Origin of the sequence: Chryseobacterium sp. CBSDS_008, assembly GCF_049959325.1 — a bacterium.
Classification (GTDB): Bacteria; Bacteroidota; Bacteroidia; order Flavobacteriales; family Weeksellaceae; genus Chryseobacterium.
Genome location: NZ_CP188202.1, coordinates 3,235,609 through 3,251,144, shown reverse-complemented (window position 1 = coordinate 3,251,144; position 15,536 = coordinate 3,235,609). Strand labels below are relative to the sequence as shown.

The window sequence follows — 15,536 nt, the reverse complement described above, 5'->3', positions numbered from 1 at the left end:
TAGCGGCTTTATTATGTTTAGGATTTAGCTCCCATATCTGATACAATATTCATTGCTTCCTGCAGGTAAAGATCTTTTTTCAGATTTTTGATCCACATTTCAGATTTTTTCTTGAAAGCTTCGTCTTTTTTCTCTCTTTCAATCTCGCTTGGATACATCATAAACTGAAGTCCATTTTCAAATTTCGTCAGAGCCTTGAACTTTTCAATCTGAGACTTTCTGGTTTTCATCAGCTCGTTGAACTTCGTTATATTCAAGGTAATATTTTCCTCTTTATCCAATTTTTCTCTCCATTGAGCCGACTCTAATAACAACTGATAATTGCTGTTTTTAGCCATTCTGTCTGCACTTGCTTTTTCAAGCGCCTGGATGTTGAAATAGTTCAGCTTCTGGAATTTTGTAGACGGAATTTTATCCCAGGCCAATGCATAATCATCATATCGCTCTCCTACCTCAGCATAGGTAAAGAAGTCTTTCATCTGGATATCCGAAACAATTCCTTTTCTCTGAGTAGATTCTCCAGTAATTCTATAGAATTTCTGGATTGTCAGTTTTAAAGATCCGAAATCATCTTCCGTGTTCAGGAATCTGTTCAGGTCAACAAAAGTCTGAACGGTTCCTTTTCCGAAAGACTGCGGAGATCCAATGATCATTGCTCTTCCATAATCCTGCATTACTCCTGCAAGAATTTCCGAAGCGGAAGCAGAAAGCTCGTTTTGCATGATCACCAATGGACCTGTCCAGATCGGAGCTTCATTTTTATTCTTAAGCGTCTGTATTTTCCCGTTTCCGTCTTTTACCTGTACGTAAGGTCCGGCTTCCATGAAAAGCCCCATAATATCTCCTACTTCGGTTAATGAGCCCCCTCCGTTATTTCTAAGATCAAGAATGATTCCTTCAATATTCTGTTCTTTGAGTTTAATGATTTCATTCTTGATATCATCGGAAGCGTTTCTTCCTTTGGCATTTTCAAAATCTGCATTAAAACTCGGAAGGTTGATGAAACCATATTTTTTGCCATTCGGAGCGTTCACTACAATACTTCTTGCAAAAGTATCTTCAATAGCAACCTCTTCACGGATCATGGTTACGTCTTTAATGGTGCCGTCTTTTTTCTGAACAGTCAGCGTTACCGGGGTTCCCTTCTCACCTCTGATCAGCCTTACCGCTTCATCGGAAAGCATTCCTACAACATTTACAGCATCTTCTTTCGGCTTGGATTTTACTTTCAGGATTTTATCACCTTCTGAAAGCTGCTTAGATTTCCATGCCGGAGCCCCGATCGTAAGAGCTCCCAGATAAAGATACCCTTTTTTCTCCTGGATCACAGCTCCGATACCGATTACTTTTCCGGTAAACTGAGTATCAAAGTCTTCTTTATCTTTTGGAGAATAGTAGTTGGTATGTGGATCAAATACTTCTGTGTACGCATTCATATACACGGTAAACCAATCCATTTTCTTTCTCTTTTTGAATCTTGTAAAGGTATCTTTTACAAGATCTTTTACTTCATCAGTTGCTTTTTTGATCTTCTCATCCTGAGTAAGCACTTTCAATTTGATGGTATCTTTAAGCTTGTATTTCTGAACAGAGTCTTTCTTTTCTTTCTGAGCTTCTTCCTTACTGTTCATCGACTCAACTTCCTGAAGGATATTGTATTTGATGAATTTCTTCCACTCATTATACTGTTCCTGTTTGCCGGCAGGTACTTTTTTTAGTTTCGGCTCAAGAGTAAGGGTTTCATCTTCCTGAAGATTGATCGGCTTACTGAAGATATCCTGGGTGATTTTATCAATCTCATCCACTCTCTGGTATAGCCTGTCAATCGTAAGCTTATAGAATGTAAGGTCACCCTGGCTGATATAATCATCAAGCTTTGTTTCGTGCTTGCTGAACTCATCCATATCAGATTGCAGGAAATATCTTTTTGACGGATCTACCAATTCGAAATAATGCTTATAAACGTCCTTAGAATAGGCATCATTGATAGACTTGGGGCTATAATGCAGATAAGAAAGAGTGTTTTTTACGCTCACCATTATTGTCTGCATCTTTTCATCGTCATTCTTTGGCGAGTTGAAACAAAACATTAGACTGGTTAATGGAATCAGGAGTAAAAATTTATTCAGTTTGAAATTTTTCCACATAAACTGTCTTTAATTTATTAATTTTTTTAAAATAAGTATAATAATTAGTAGCAGTAAGTCTGGTACTGTTACAAATGATCAAATTTAATACCTTATTTACAAATATCGATAGTTTTGACCATTTTTATTTAAAGAGATCTATAAATAATAAAAACAGTGTTAGTCAGTTCCTATTATCAGGGTGTTTCATTCAAAAACTAAATAATTGTTTGTCTGTTTTCAGTATATATCCGATATTTTATTTTTGTTGAAAAACTAAAAAACAGTACCACAAAAATTAACTTTTAAACATAAAGGCACAAAATATGCTGGGACATAATTATATAACATTAAAATATAAAGTCATGAGAAGTTTATTATGGTTAATTGCAGTGATCTGCATCGTCGTTTGGCTTCTAGGAATGTTAGGAATATTTCCGGGAATGAGCACGGGATATTTAATTCACATCTTATTGGTCATTGCTATTGTTGTTATCCTTTATAACATCATTACAGGCAGAAAACCACTTGATTAGTTATTATTTTGTACAACCACTTAAAATTAAACAGTTATCAGGCTTAGCAGATACTTTTCCAGCTGATTTTATAACAGATTTTGCCGGGAAAGTATTTGCAGAGCTATGAAGCATGCTGATCTAAATCTGCAGCTGACTGTATTAATTTTGATTCATCCAGGTTTCTTTTTTCTGAAGTTTATACTCTTCTCCATTTCTGCTGCTGTCTCGTTTTATGATCATAAGATGTGATTTTTAATTCTGATTTTACAGCAATCAATAATCAATCTGCTGTTTTACGGCATCTTATTTTTACCTACATTTGATGTATTGAAAAATGATTTGTTCAATGCTGAAAGTGAACAAATTTACCTTGTTTGAATAAAAAAAAAATTAAAGATAATTTATGGAAAGACCGCTTATTCTGGTTACTAATGATGATGGAATTACAGCTCCTGGTATCAGAAATCTTGTAAATTTTATGAATGAAATCGGAGAAGTAGTTGTTGTAGCACCCAACTCTCCTCAAAGTGGAAAAGGCCACGCTATTACCATTAATTCTACCCTAAGCTACGAAGAAGTGATCCTGGAAGGCCCGCAAACAGATTTTTCATGCAGCGGAACTCCTGTAGATTGTGTAAAAATGGCTCTTGACAAAATTCTCAAAAGAAGACCTGATATTGTAGTTTCAGGAATCAATCATGGAGCAAATTCTTCTATCAATGTGATCTATTCGGGAACGATGTCGGCAGCAGTAGAAGCCGGTGTAGAGGGAATTCCTGCGATTGGATTCTCATTACTTGATTTCAGCTGGGAAGCTGATTTCAGCCAGGCTAAAGAATTTATCCAGAATATTGTAAGAAGAACACTGGAGAACCCAATGCCAAAAGGAATTGTACTGAATGTGAATATTCCCAAACTTCCGGCTGAAGAAATAAAAGGGGTAAAAGTTTGTAAACAGGCTCATGCAAAATGGGAAGAAAGCTTTGATGAAAGAATCAATCCACATGGTAAAAAATATTACTGGCTAACAGGGTATTTCAACAATATGGATGATTCCGAAGATGCTGATGAAACAGCATTGGCTAACGGATATATTTCCATCGTACCGGTAAAGTTTGACCTTACCGCATACGAATACATGAAAACGCTGGAAGAAGTCATGACTTTTGACACCGTAAAGGAAGCCAAGTAAGTTTTCTATATAAATAGAAAAGCGTGAAATTGGATTTCACGCTTTTATGTTTTGTAATCATCTGTTTCAACAGGATAAAAATATTATTTAAAATAGCACTTTGTCTTCCTTCCTAAGTTCTTCCAGATAGCCTTTCTTTTCATCCCGGTAGAAAAGGTTCATGGTTTCGAAAGGGATCAGTTTTAAGTCTTTATTCACAATATGAACACAAGACTTCTTTACTGCTCTTACATCAAAATCATAAGCATCCATAAAATTCATGATAATAATTCTGAAGAGGTTATCGTAATCCAGATCCGGAGCACACACTTCCGGAAGACAGCAAAGTAATTGATTAACTTTAGGTTGTACTTTATCTACAGAGATTCCGGTACTGAAGATGTCCAGTAACTGCATATGAAGTCCTGCGTCCTGTTCGTAAACAATGGTATTTCTTGATTCATTATTCAGAAGATCAGCGGGATTAATGTATCGGGTTAAAGGTATAATTTCTCCCTGGAGCTTTAAAATATATCCCATTGCCAAAGCATCCGGATTACACGGAACGGGAATAATATCATCAGCGTTTAATATTGGAAACTGATTCAGAATTTCCTGTCTTACTTCTGTTAATGTAATTTTTTCGTGTGCTGAATCGTCTCTGTTTCTTCCCGCAATTTCTACAGGCTGAAAAGTAATTCCTCTGACGCATTTCTGTTTCAGGGCGAATTCAATGATTTTCCCGATTTCATCAATATTTTTTCCTTTCTGAAGTACAATAACCAGCGTGGTAGAAAGATTTAATTCATTCAGCTTTTCCAGGGCTTTCATTCTTACTGAAGAGAGGTCTTTCCCTCTGAAATCTTCAAGAACTTCCGGGTTGAAGGAATCAAACTGGAGATAAATTTCAAATTCCGGAGCATATGTCGCCAGTTTTTCAGCAAACCCAGGGTCATTGGCAATCCTTATGCCGTTGGTATTCAGCATCAGGTGCTTTATGGGTTTCGACTTGGCGATATCCATGATCTTAAAAAATTCCGGATGAATAGTAGGTTCTCCTCCACTGATCTGAACAACATCCGGCTCGCCTTCGTTTCTGACAATCGTGTCAAACATTGCCTCAATCTCTTCCAGACTTCTGTGGCTACCATAATGAGGTGATGACATGGCATAGCAGGTAGGACAGGTAAGATTACATCTGTCGGTAACTTCCACAATGGATAGACAGCTATGCTGCTCATGGTCTACACAAAGCCCGCAGTCATAAGGACAGCCATATTCCACACCGGTTCCAAAGTGAAGCGGCATTTCCGAAGCCTTGTTATAATTTCTTATATTTTTATAATATGATACATCTGAAGCAATTTTGGTCTTGAAAAAACCATGGTCAGGGCATCTCTTTGTCATAAAAACAGCTTCATCCTCTATAATAATTTTTGCGCCTACCCTTTTGAGGCATTCCGGACAAAGACTAATGGTATAATCGTAATAAGTATAGTTTCTTACTGGCATAGTTTATTTTTAAAATGCTTATCCACAGATATATCCACTTATAATTCCACAGACCAATAAACAAATAACAAAAGTCTGTATAAACTGTTTTCTGGTGAATTTCCTGTTATCCTTACTTTCATAAATAAGTTTTGCAATAAATGTAACAATAACAGACAAGAACATAGCGCCCAAAATCATTGCCCCAACGATTATGATTACCAGACCGGTCATATCACCAACTTCCAGAAGTGTTAATAGGTTCATCTTTAATATTTTAAAGTGGTTTGACTGTTTTTAATAGTATAAATGTAGTAAATAATTACACAAATACATACAAGTTGAATAGTTCCCAGATTTCCTGCAATTTCAACCCTTGGTTTAATGAAGTCTAACAGGAATCTAAATATGAAATAACTCAGCATAAAGATCTGAAAAAGAAAACCCGATTTATATTTCTTCTGTTTCTGAATATAGTTAAGAACTACCCAAAGACAAACAAGAAAGACTATTTCGTATAGGGCAACAGGATGTCTTGCATATTGATCACCCAAATGCATCCCAAACACAGAATCTGTTGGAATGCCATACGTTTCCTCATAAACTCCTGTAAGAAAACAGCCAATCCTCCCAATGATCATAGCCAGCATTAAAGGAAAAACCACCAGATCTCCTGTACTTTCTTTATGATTAACTATTTTTTTAGCCAGTTCAACACCTAATAATCCAAAGGCCAGGCCTCCGACGATTGTATTACTGGACCAAAGCTTCTGAAAGCTAAAATTCTCAAACATTGTATAAGGATTTTCCAGATTTCCGATCAGTTTGGAACCTAGCAATGCTCCTGCCGTTGCACCTATCAACACTGCGGCAGAAGTATTGAACGACAGCTTCTCAGCAGATTTTCTTTTAAGGTAAAAATAATACCTCATGCCCAGGAACATTCCAACAGCCTCAAAAAGGGGGTGTGCAAGAATTGTTGTACCGAAAATGTGAAAAGTTACAGGAAAATCCATGGCATCAAAAATAATCCATTTCAGATTATTCACTACCTTTATTCTGACAAATAATTACAAAATGCGTATAGAAAATGACATAAAGCTTGGGTTCAAGGATGTAATGTTCCGCCCAAAGCGTTCTACTTTAAAATCCCGTTCAGAGGTTGATTTGCAGAGAGAATTTACTTTTAAACATACGAAGAAGAAATGGACAGGGGTTCCCGTAATTGCGGCCAATATGGATACCGTAGGGACTTTTGAAATGGCGGTAGAGCTGGCAAAAGAAAAAATTATTACAGCAGTTCACAAACATTACACCCCTGAAGAATGGAGCAGGTTTTTGGAAAGTCAGCCAGAAAGTATTCATCAGTATATTGCTTTGAGCACAGGAACAGGAAAATCAGATGAAGAGAAAATAAAACAGATCCTCGAAAAGCACCCAAAAATTGAGTTTCTCTGTATAGATGTAGCGAATGGTTATTCTGAGCATTTTGTTGGATTTGTGAAGAAAGCCAGAGCCAATTTTCCAGATAAAATTATCATCGCCGGGAATGTCGTTACAGGAGAGATGGTGGAAGAACTTCTTCTTGTAGGTGCAGATATCATAAAAGTAGGTATCGGGCCTGGGTCTGTCTGTACAACCAGAGTAAAAACAGGCGTGGGATATCCTCAGCTTTCTGCTATTATTGAGTGCGCTGATGCAGCCCATGGTTTAGGCGGACATATCATCGCTGATGGCGGTTGTAAAGTTCCGGGTGATGTTGCAAAAGCCTTTGGTGGCGGTGCAGATTTCGTGATGCTGGGCGGCATGTTTGCCGGTCATGATGAAAGTGGCGGAGAAATCATTGAGGAAAATGGCAAAAAATACCGCCTTTTCTATGGAATGAGCTCTAAGACGGCAATGGACAGGCACTCCGGAGGAGTAGCAGAATACCGTGCCTCTGAAGGAAAAACAGTGAAAGTAGCTTATAAAGGTCCGGTTTCAGAAACGGTAAAGGATATTTTAGGAGGTGTGCGATCTACCTGTACATATGTAGGTGCTTCAAAGCTTAAAGAACTTTCCAAAAGAACTACTTTTATAAGGGTTAAGGAACAGGAAAACCAGATTTTTAAGGATTAAATAAATGAAATAAAAGGCTTTAGAATATTATCTGAAGCCTTATTCTTTTGTTCTGATGTATTTTTTATTAAAATATTTTTGGAGCTGGTCGTTTATAAAGGTTTCTTCTTCATTTACAGATGACATTTCGCCAAAAAATAATACTCGCGGAACGACTTTTATCCTGTCTACAACAACAGAATCCTGAGGAGAATTTCTAATGACCGCTACTCTTTTATTCATTTCTCTTTCATATTCTTTAAGATCTGTAGTCAGAAGTTCCATTACTATATTTTCACCATTGAAATCAATATTAAAATAAGTATATTTTTCCGGGAAAATTTTGAAATCCGGAAGAAAAATGATAAAGAGAGAAACCCACCATAGCTTTTTAACTTTTTCAAATTTAAAGAAGAATACCAGTGAAAAAGTAATCAGAAAATAAAAGATGATACTTTCAAACTGTCTTGCAATAGAGGTAAGAATATAGCTTGTAAATAACAGAGGAATCAATGAAACAGACCAAAATAATATAGCTTTTTTAAAGGTTACCTGAGCAGTGATTTTCTTTAGTTCTTCTTCAAAAACCTTAATAAACAATGGAATTATGAGAACAACTTTAACTCCTACATATATCGCATCAGCACCAAAAAGAGCTATTCTCTTCAGCCATTTTACAATTCCTCTTTCCACTTCTCCCATTCTGTTGAAATTTCCAGGAGCGAGAAAACATACAAACAAGAAAATGATTCCCAATAGTACCAAAAACAAATTTTCCTTAGACCGTTTCTGAATATAATAAACTAATAAAACTCCTTCAAGAATCAATGCCAGAATTTCATTGGAACCCATCAGAATGATGATAAATAAAACGGAAAGATAAAACCATATTTTTTGTCCTGTGTCCTCCCTTTTTTTGAAAAAATAGAGTAAAATGCCAAATAAAATAACAGGAACGAAATAGACATTGGATCCTGTGATCCAGAAATAATGCTCCGGCAAGCTTACCAGAAGCACTGTATAGAAAAAAAACAGAAGCAATCCTTTTTTAACGGACTCTTTCAAAGAATAATTAAAATATTCTTTGAAATTTAATGCTGAAACTCCAATAAAGGACAGCATCAAAAAGACAGGATATATCTTTGGAAGAATATTATTGCTGTCGTAAAAAACAGGATTAAACATATTGATTGAGTATCCGAAATACCTTCCGCCCCAATTTGTATAGGTATCTATAAAACTTTGCAACAATCCTACTTTTCTGGTCGTATAGGACCAGAAATAATCATCGGTCTGATATACATTAAAAAAACTGATGTATGCCAGACCGACGCCTATTAAAACCGACAAGAATAATACTATATTCTGTACTTTTTTCATTTATTAAGTTAGCATTCCACCGTCAACATTTAATGTCTGTCCGGTAATATAAGCTGACATCTCGCTGCCCAGGAATACACATGCATTTGCAATATCTGCAGGCTGCCCTCCTCTCTTCATTGGAATTTCTTCTCTCCATCCCTGAACTGTTTTCTCATCCAGAACAGCAGTCATTTCCGTTTCAATGAAACCTGGAGCGATGGCATTACATCTGATATTTCTTGATCCTAATTCCAGGGCCACAGATTTTGTAAACCCGATTACACCTGCTTTAGAAGCTGCATAGTTAACCTGTCCGGCATTTCCTTTTACTCCCACTACAGAAGTCATATTGATAATAGATCCTGATCTGGCCTTCATCATGGGTTTGATAACCGCTTTGGTAAGGTTAAAAACTGAATCCAGGTTTACTTTGATTACTTTATCCCAATCTTCTTTAGACATTCTCAATAACAGGTTATCTTTTGTAATTCCTGCATTGTTTACCAAAATATCAATCTGCCCGAACTCTGTCATTACATCTTCCACCAATTTTTGTGCTGCATCATAATCTGATGCGTCAGACTGATATCCCTTAATTTGGGTTACAGAACTTAAAGTTGCTTCTAATTCTTTTGCTTTGTCTACAGAGCCGGCGTAGGTAAATGCTACTTTTGCCCCTTGCTGAGCAAACATTTCAGCGATGCCTTTACCGATTCCTCTTGTAGCTCCGGTAATTAGTGCTACTTTTCCTTCTAATATTTTCATATCTATTGACAATTATTTTCTTTTATAACTCATTCAGCTTGTGACCGCTGACTTTTATAGTTTCTACAATTCCTTTCCGGAATTAAACGGTTTGCAAAGATATTATAAATTGTTATTCAACACATTTAAATTGTTAAAATACTGGTTTTTTTTGATGATTCCGGGGGCTTTTATTAAGTTGAATGAAACTATTTTTAAATCTGGTAAAATAAATAAGATCTGTTTTTTTGCTTTTATCGAATCTCCGTACTTCTTTGTTCAGAAATATTTATCATAAATAAAATAATATCTATCAAAGCCTCATTCCGAAAATTGGAAACACCTAATTTTCCATCTTTTTTAACCACATTTCTTTTTCAGCATTCCCGAAAGCTATACTATCTTCGTAAACAAAGGGTACAATTTCTGTTCCTTTCCCATCCGGAATGCCATAAAAATTGTCTGTATTTCTGCAAACCACAGGTTTCGAGTTCATATACTGGTTAGTCTGTACTGTACAAACTACAGAACACAGTAACAAAAACTCATTTCAAGGAAAATCAAATAGAATTATTAACAATAAGAACAATCTCTCCTTTTAAAGTTTTACTCTTAGAAAATTCAATTAATTCATTGATTGTCCCCCGTTTGGTTTCTTCAAATTTCTTAGAAATCTCCCGGCTTAAACTCACTTTCGTTTCTTCACCAAAGAATTCCTTGATCTGCTCCAGCGTGGTATTGATTTTATGGGGACTTTCGTAAAGAACAATGGTCTTTTTTTCTTCAGCAAGCTGCTTCAGCTTTGTTTGTCTTCCTTTTTTCTGCGGCAGAAATCCAGCGAATAAAAATTCGTTGTTGGGTAATCCTGAAACTACAAGGGCCGGAATCAGAGCTGTTGCTCCGGGAAGGCAGATCATATCGATATTATTATCTGCACCAGCTTTTGCCAGTAAATATCCGGGATCCGAAATACCAGGCGTTCCTGCATCGGTAATAATAGCGATATTCTGGCCGTTTTTAAGGTCTGTAATGACTTTCTCCGTTGCCTGATGCTCATTGTGTAAATGATAGGATTTTAAAGGCTTGGAGATTTCAAAATGTTTTAAAAGTACACCGGAAGTTCTGGTGTCTTCACATAAAATATAATCTACTTCTTTCAGGACATTTACTGCCCTGAATGTCATATCTTCCAGGTTCCCAACGGGTGTGGGAACAAAATATAGGATTCCGCTCAAAATTATAAGAATTTATTTTCCACCAATACCCAAAGTCTCTGAGCATATTCATCCACTTTATTCCATTTTCTTTCATAATACAGATCGCTCAGATATTCTTTGGCTTCTTCCAGTGTTCTGAATTTATTCAGCTGATATACGGTATCATTGAGATCTATCTGGCTTCCTTCAAAGAGCATCTTCGTGAAGGCAAGCTTGTCATTAAGATCCAGCTTGAATTCAGGTTTCAGCTTATCTGCTTCCATGAAATTGGTCGGAATATTAGATTTCAGAATGCTTCCTGTGTCTTCTTTTACAACCGGAGCCGTCTTTTCTTCCTTAGGAAGCTCCCTTTCCAGATGGTCGTCATCAAAAAGGGACTGAACAGCCTTCATTCCTTTGATATTGGCTAGTTTTATTTTTTTCTCCCGATGGTATTCTTCTAAATTTTCGAAGCTTTCATCGGAAGGATGTTTATCTGTTTCTTCACGAAGAGGTTTATCTATTTCCACAATTTTTCTGCGGTCATAGACTTCAGCAAGGATGCTTTCTTCTTTTGTTTCTTCCGAATGGTCATTTTTTATCTCACTCAGAATATTTTCCACATTGGAAGTTTCTGTAGCCATTTCTCCCTGTTCTATAGAAAAGTTTGAAGCTACAAACTGTTCTTCGTTTTCTTCAATCAGGATTTCATCTTCCAGGATTTCTGTATCAAAAATACTTGGAATTGTTTCTGTTACCGGTATTTTGTCTTCATCTACCGCTGCAAAGTCAGTATCTTTTTTAGATTCCGGTTGAGAAATTTCCTCTTCCTCCTCTTCTATTTCATTAAGCTGATTATTGAAAACAGCTTCTTCCTCCGTTACTTCATGATGAAAAAGATCTTCATTGAGGTCTTCATCTGAATCCGGTGTGGAATCTGCAAGAATTTTGTCTTCATCTACAAAATTAAGAACGGCTCTTTGTTCCGCTGACACTTCGGTTTCGTCAATTTCATTCAGCGCATTATTAAATACCGCTTCTTCTTCCAGAATTTCCTGATCATAAGTCTGTTCCTGACTATTTTCAGGTGTTTTCTCGATATAATTTTCCTCCACAAAATTTATCATATTTTCATGGAATTCGTTTTCAACAATTTCATTCAGCTGATTATTAAAAACGGCAGCTTCTTCTTCGGAACCGTCCAAAAAGACTTCATTTTCATCAATTTCGTTCAGCTCATTATTAAAAATGGCTTCCTCTTCTGTTACTTCATTTCCTCCATCATGATGTTCCGGGTCTCCTGAAATAAAAGATACATACCGACTGTCCGGATTCTGCACCTGATTATCTGTTGTGAAATATTCAATATTTTTTTCCAGCAGTTTCAAAAAAGAAATCCTGTTAGCAAGCTCATCTACAAGATCCTGCTTAGACAGTAATTCGTCTATGTTACTTATTTTGTCCAGATTATCAATGATATTCATGGACTCAAAAAATATCTTTTCCTTTAAATCTTGGATATTCTGCATAATAAGATTCTTATTAAAATTGCTTACTTTTGATGTTAAAAATATACGGCTAATTTAACAAATGTTTTTAGAAAATACAATTAATCATTCCAAACAAAGCGGTTGGATGGAAGTGATTTGTGGCTCTATGTTTTCCGGTAAGACCGAGGAACTTATCCGCAGATTGCGAAGAGCAGAAATGGCAGGACAGAGTGTGGAAATTTTTAAACCCAAACTGGATATACGGTATTCTGAAGAGGACGTAGTTTCTCATAATCAGAATAAAATCCGCAGTACAGCGGTGGAAAATCCTAATGAAATTCTTCTCCTGGCTTCCAATTGTGATGTTGTAGGAATTGATGAAGCTCAGTTTTTTGATGAAAGCATTGTTGACATTGCCAATCAGCTGGCTAACAGCGGCATCAGAGTGGTTATTGCAGGATTGGACATGGACTTTCTGGGCCGTCCGTTCGGACCAATGCCTAATCTGATGGCAACTGCCGAATATGTTACAAAAGTGCATGCTATTTGTAAGAGAACAGGTAATCTTGCCAACTATTCTATGAGGATTTCTCAGGGAAATAACCTGGTAGAATTGGGAGAAACTGAAAGCTATGAAGCAGTAAGCCGCCGTGTTTTTATTGATGAAGTGCTTTCAAAAAGAAAATAAACAGGGGAAGACAAACAGCAATTGCAAATCATGAAATTGCTGTTTGTATCAAACCATACATCTATTCAATTAATATAAAATGAAAAGCGGAAAAGCGCTGTCGTAAAATATTAAAAGGAAAAACCAGATAATAAACTGAATCTGTATCCCTTTCTCTATTTTACCTTTTTGCAATTTCGCATAAAATAAAGCAGAAAGGGTACCAATGAATTATACAGTACAACACATTGCAGAGATCACCAAAGCGCAAGTTATTGGAGACAGAAATTTATTGATCAAAAATATTGCTTACGATAGCAGGATTATTTATTCTACGAAGAATACAGCCTTTATCGCCATCAATACACATAAAAATTCTGGTGAAAAATTTATTGAGTCTGCAATGGATAGGGGTATTAATGTCATTATTTCTGAACATCATTATCCGGAGTTTGAAAATATAACCTGGATCATTGTTGAAAATTCCGTAGAGTTTCTTCAAAAATTAGCCAAATATCATTTCGAACATTCTCATTTACAATCTATAGGAATTACAGGAAGTAATGGTAAAACTATTTTAAAAGAATGGTTATATCAATGTTTATGGAATGAGTTTCCTACTGTAAAAAGCCCTAAAAGTTTCAATTCTCAGATCGGTCTTCCGCTGTCTCTTCTTCAGATCAACGACTCTCATCAGGTGGGAATTTTTGAGGTGGGAATTTCCAAACCGCATGAAATGGAAAAGCTTGAGCCTATTTTCCATCCACAGATCGGATTACTGACCCACATCGGAACAGCTCATGCTGCCAACTTTTCTTCCGAGGAAGAATTGATTGATGAAAAAATCAGTCTTTTTAAAAATTCTGAAGTCATCATTTATAATGGTGATAATTCTCTGGTTGATCAAAAAATTAAAACCACATATTCAGATAAAAAATTAATTTCTTACGGTTTTAAAAAAGAAAACCAGGTTTTTATCAACAACAATATTTCTAAAGATGAAAATATTATTGTTGAATATTTTGATGAAGAAATAAGTTTTCCGGTCCATCAAAGAGATGAAGCAACATTAACCAATGCTATGGCGCTTATTACAGTATTGAAGGAGCTGAATATTGAAAATAAAAAGATCGTTGAAAAAATCAACCTTTTAAAAGCCGTTGAAATGAGGCTTGAAGCGATTGAAGGAATTAAAGGCAACATTGTCATCAATGATTCTTTTAACCTTGACCTCGATTCTTTAAAGACTGCCCTGCAGTTTCTGAATGAATACAACAAATCCAAAAAGTCACTGGTCTTAACGGATATCGTGGGAGTGAGCACTAACTCCAAAGAATTATATGAAGAGGTTTCTGAACTGGTAAACGAGCAGCATTTTGATTCCGTATTCCTGATTGGTGATAAAATTTCAAACTTTAGTGAATTATTTAAAGCTAAAACATATACTTTTATTGACACTAAGGAGCTCATTGAAAGTAAGCACCTTACTGAATTGGAAAATCAGATCATTTTACTGAAAGGAGCCAGAAAATTTGAAATCGAAAGGCTTAAAGATATCCTGGAACTCAGAAAGCATGATACGGTACTGGAAGTAAACCTTAATGCAATTCTTCATAATATCAATTATCATAAATCGCTGCTGAAACCGGGAACTAAAATGATGGCTATGGTAAAAGCCAATGCCTACGGATTAGGAAGCTTTGAAGTATCAGAGTTTCTTCAGCATCACCATATCGATTATCTCGGGGTAGCTTATGCCGATGAAGGTGTCGAGCTCAGAAAAAAAGGAATTACAACTCCTATTATTGTTATGAATCCTGAGCAGCACAGTTATCAGACAATCATAGATTACAACCTTGAACCTGAAATTTACAGTTTCAGAGTATTGGAACTATTCTATGAGGCGGTTCAGAAGTCGGGCTATGATAAAAAGTATCCTATCCATATCAAACTTGAAACAGGTATGCACCGTCTTGGTTTTAAATATTTTGAACTGGATCAGCTAAGCGAAACTTTAAGTCAGAAAAATTTAAAGGTACAAAGCATGTTCAGCCATTTATCTTCTTCTGATATGCCTGAAGAAAAAGAATTTACTTTGAAACAGTTTGAGGTTTTCGAAAAAAATTCAAGCTATCTTATTGAAAAATTAGGCTATACTCCTATCCGCCATATCCTGAATTCATCCGGAATAACAAGTTATGCGGGTCATCAGTATGATATGGTAAGAATCGGTATCGGTATGCTGGGAGAATCGCCGGATCCTGAAATTCAGAAACAGCTTCGATCTGTGGTAAGCTTTAAAACCGTAATTTCACAGATATCAACGGTTGAAAACGGCGAATCTGTAGGTTACAGCAGAAAATATAAGGCTGATCATCCTACAAGAATTGCGACCATACCGGTAGGATATGCAGATGGAATTCCAAGACTGATCGGAAATCAGGTAGGCAATGTTGGCGTCAATAAAACGCTGGCACCTATTGTAGGAAATATATGCATGGATATGATGATGATTAATGTCGATCATATTCCGAATGTAAAAGAAGGTGATACAGTAACGGTCTTCAATGCTCACCCAAGTTTAAAAGAATTCGCAGGATACTGCAAAACGATAACCTATGAAGTATTAACCTCCATTTCGCCTCGGGTGAAACGGATATATATAAAAGATTAA

14 protein-coding genes are annotated in these 15,536 nt (G+C 36.2%); 5 read left to right on the top strand and 9 right to left on the bottom strand.

What is annotated here, in order from left to right; genetic code table 11:
• Positions 1-17: 17 nt before the first annotated feature.
• Positions 18-2,147: a carboxy terminal-processing peptidase gene (locus ACP3T3_RS14690; RefSeq protein WP_426476572.1), complete on the bottom strand. Its 2,130-nt coding sequence runs from the start codon at positions 2,145-2,147 to the stop codon at positions 18-20.
• A gap of 344 nt (positions 2,148-2,491) precedes the next feature.
• On the opposite strand from ACP3T3_RS14690, the gene ACP3T3_RS14685 reads away from it, so the two are divergent.
• Positions 2,492-2,662 (top strand): lmo0937 family membrane protein, encoded by a 171-nt coding sequence (locus tag ACP3T3_RS14685; protein WP_426476571.1) that lies wholly within the window; start codon positions 2,492-2,494, stop codon positions 2,660-2,662.
• A gap of 385 nt (positions 2,663-3,047) precedes the next feature.
• Positions 3,048-3,836, top strand: coding sequence for a 5'/3'-nucleotidase SurE (gene surE / locus ACP3T3_RS14680; protein ID WP_426476570.1), 789 nt, complete (start codon positions 3,048-3,050; stop codon positions 3,834-3,836).
• An 87-nt stretch (positions 3,837-3,923) separates the two neighbouring features.
• On the opposite strand, the gene ACP3T3_RS14675 is transcribed toward surE, so the two are convergent.
• From ACP3T3_RS14675 to ACP3T3_RS14665, 3 genes are read right to left on the bottom strand one after another with little or no spacing between them, the layout of a single operon-like run.
• Positions 3,924-5,327 (bottom strand): radical SAM protein, encoded by a 1,404-nt coding sequence (locus tag ACP3T3_RS14675; RefSeq protein ID WP_426476569.1) that lies wholly within the window; start codon positions 5,325-5,327, stop codon positions 3,924-3,926.
• A gap of 18 nt (positions 5,328-5,345) precedes the next feature.
• Positions 5,346-5,573 carry a hypothetical protein gene (locus ACP3T3_RS14670; RefSeq protein ID WP_426476568.1) on the bottom strand — a complete coding sequence of 76 codons (228 nt, stop codon included), beginning with the start codon at positions 5,571-5,573 and terminating at the stop codon, positions 5,346-5,348.
• A 2-nt stretch (positions 5,574-5,575) separates the two neighbouring features.
• Complete coding sequence (locus ACP3T3_RS14665) at positions 5,576-6,355, bottom strand: prolipoprotein diacylglyceryl transferase (RefSeq protein ID WP_426476567.1); 780 nt, start codon at positions 6,353-6,355, stop codon at positions 5,576-5,578.
• Positions 6,356-6,383: 28 nt separating this feature from the next.
• Here ACP3T3_RS14665 and ACP3T3_RS14660 point away from each other — a divergent pair, with 28 nt between their 5' ends.
• Positions 6,384-7,424, top strand: coding sequence for a GMP reductase (locus ACP3T3_RS14660; protein ID WP_426476566.1), 1,041 nt, complete (start codon positions 6,384-6,386; stop codon positions 7,422-7,424).
• A gap of 39 nt (positions 7,425-7,463) precedes the next feature.
• Here ACP3T3_RS14660 and ACP3T3_RS14655 read toward each other — a convergent pair whose 3' ends face one another.
• From ACP3T3_RS14655 to ACP3T3_RS14635, 5 genes are all read right to left on the bottom strand, one after another.
• Positions 7,464-8,783 (bottom strand): DUF6056 family protein, encoded by a 1,320-nt coding sequence (locus tag ACP3T3_RS14655; protein ID WP_426476565.1) that lies wholly within the window; start codon positions 8,781-8,783, stop codon positions 7,464-7,466.
• A 3-nt stretch (positions 8,784-8,786) separates the two neighbouring features.
• A complete protein-coding gene (gene fabG / locus ACP3T3_RS14650) occupies positions 8,787-9,530 on the bottom strand; it encodes a 3-oxoacyl-[acyl-carrier-protein] reductase (protein WP_426476564.1) in 744 nt (247 codons plus the stop codon).
• Positions 9,531-9,852: 322 nt separating this feature from the next.
• The gene (locus tag ACP3T3_RS14645; RefSeq protein ID WP_426476563.1) at positions 9,853-10,005 is read right to left on the bottom strand and encodes a hypothetical protein; all 153 of its coding nucleotides are present in this window, start codon (positions 10,003-10,005) and stop codon (positions 9,853-9,855) included.
• Between the two features lie 64 nt (positions 10,006-10,069).
• Positions 10,070-10,744 carry a 16S rRNA (cytidine(1402)-2'-O)-methyltransferase gene (rsmI, locus tag ACP3T3_RS14640; RefSeq protein ID WP_076595170.1) on the bottom strand — a complete coding sequence of 225 codons (675 nt, stop codon included), beginning with the start codon at positions 10,742-10,744 and terminating at the stop codon, positions 10,070-10,072.
• Positions 10,745-10,746: 2 nt separating this feature from the next.
• Positions 10,747-12,234 (bottom strand): hypothetical protein, encoded by a 1,488-nt coding sequence (locus tag ACP3T3_RS14635; protein WP_426476562.1) that lies wholly within the window; start codon positions 12,232-12,234, stop codon positions 10,747-10,749.
• 61 nt (positions 12,235-12,295) lie between these two features.
• Between ACP3T3_RS14635 and ACP3T3_RS14630 the strand changes: the two genes are divergently transcribed.
• Together ACP3T3_RS14630 and ACP3T3_RS14625 are read left to right on the top strand one after the other, a co-directional pair.
• Positions 12,296-12,883, top strand: coding sequence for a thymidine kinase (locus ACP3T3_RS14630; protein WP_426476561.1), 588 nt, complete (start codon positions 12,296-12,298; stop codon positions 12,881-12,883).
• Positions 12,884-13,088: 205 nt separating this feature from the next.
• Complete coding sequence (locus ACP3T3_RS14625) at positions 13,089-15,536, top strand: bifunctional UDP-N-acetylmuramoyl-tripeptide:D-alanyl-D-alanine ligase/alanine racemase (protein ID WP_426476560.1); 2,448 nt, start codon at positions 13,089-13,091, stop codon at positions 15,534-15,536.